Raw genomic sequence first — 1,680 nt, forward strand, 5'->3', positions numbered from 1 at the left:
TTAAACTCCTGGCTGTAGCGTATCATCTATCGCACCCCCTTGATCTATTACTCTACCACCTCAGGGAGACGCGACATATATCCTGACACATAGTGACACTGAGTTATTCCAATTCGATCTTTTTGCGACATCTCGCTTGACAAGCTCCGGGCGATTATCTCACACCGATAACGATGCTGCGAGGTACTGTTAGCTTTAACGCTTACGGAATATTAATCACTAAAAGTTGCCACGTTTAAGCGACGAGAATAAAAAAATATCGGTTGCAAAATTTACGCTAGCTAGCCCTTTTAGGTTGAGAATAAGGAGAAAAGCTATAAGGGATAGAAACACGTATTTTTCTGTTTTTTGAGGTCGACTTTTAAGGTAAAGTACCGTTGCCACCATATACGGTATGAAATAGGCGATTACCATTGGCACTCCACCGTAATACAGCAATCTCATATATCCGACATCTGTATGCATATAGTAACCTGACTCTCTCCCCATTACATCACGGTTTACGTATTTTCCATCTCCAAAGATGTATGTATGTGTCCGATCAGGAAAAGTATACATTGTTTTCAAAACATCGCTAGATGATGTTTTGAGTTGCCCGTGTTCTAGTAAATTGTAGATAGGCTCTAATCCCCATCGATATAAAGGCTCATCCTTGTATATGTTGTGTAGCGCTAGTATAAGTAAGGCTACAGTAAGTAAAATACCACTGATTCTCATAATCGCCATGGTCTTACTTTTGCTGGATAAAATGAACAGCACGAAAAGCAGAGGTAATGAGACCAGAGTTGTCCTAGCGAAGAGAGATCCTGTTAAGGCAAAAAACAGCGAAACAGTCCAAGCTAGAAGCGGCCTTCTCTTTGCCATGAAAAAACCCATAGCAATCAAAGCCACAACCCCGAAGTATATTCCTGCTCCGAAGTATTTTACTCCTCCTAGGCCGATTAAGCGCATTAATTCAATGTTTGACATTGTGCCTTCTGATACAACCTCTAGTGCAAATAATTTTGATCTAGCCTCGATGAATATAAAAAAAAGCACACCCACTATTATCTGAAAAATAGCTCCCAAGAGAACAACGCCTATCGCTTCTTTTTTTACCATATCAATGCATTTATGCTCGATCAGTACACAAATAGCTGCGGAGCACAGAAAAGTTCCAATCAAAGTTTTGATCAAGGCAACGTCGTTGGATTGATTGATTAAAAGTGGTAATAACGATAGGCATATGGTGTATACGTGAGAGGATAGGTAGAGCAGGCTGCTTTTTTTACTTTTCCACCCTAGGGAAAAAAGCAAAAAAAACATTAGCCCCATAGAGACCCTAAAGTCTAATATTCTGCTAAATAAAACAATTCTATAGAAAAGAAATAAGAAGAAAATTAAATATGCTTTTCGCAAGGGAGCACTCCTTCGTTTACTGTTGGTTTTTTATTGTGATTAGTTATTGATGCAAATGTTGAGCCTTGCTATCCTCTTGTACTCTGTTGTGTATTTATCTATCATAAGCTTATTTGTGTAATTTTTTTCGGAGTTAATTCTAGAATTTTTTGAAAATAGATCGAGTTTTGATCTATTTTTGCTTAAAAAGAGTAAAGGGGCTCAGAAGGGCCATAAAGGAAGTGGCCTTCAGCTTCCCCATGAGCCGGATAAAATCGTAGAGCATCTGCCCTCACAGTGCGA

Annotated in this window: 1 protein-coding gene; it reads right to left on the reverse strand. The window is 39.0% G+C overall.

The annotated features are described in order from the left end of the window. Nucleotides 1-219: 219 nt before the first annotated feature. Entirely contained in the window at nucleotides 220-1,101 is an 882-nt protein-coding gene (locus tag B9Y55_RS12930) for a hypothetical protein (protein ID WP_143340963.1), read from the reverse strand. Nucleotides 1,102-1,680: the final 579 nt, after the last annotated feature.

Source organism: Dethiosulfovibrio salsuginis (assembly GCF_900177735.1).
GTDB lineage: Bacteria > Synergistota > Synergistia > Synergistales > Dethiosulfovibrionaceae > Dethiosulfovibrio > Dethiosulfovibrio salsuginis.

Bases quoted from the DNA above. Each gene is read 5' to 3' on its own strand.
- B9Y55_RS12930 (WP_143340963.1), bottom strand. From the start codon at position 1,101: ATGGTAAAAAAAGAAGCGATAGGCGTTGTTCTCTTGGGAGCTATTTTT.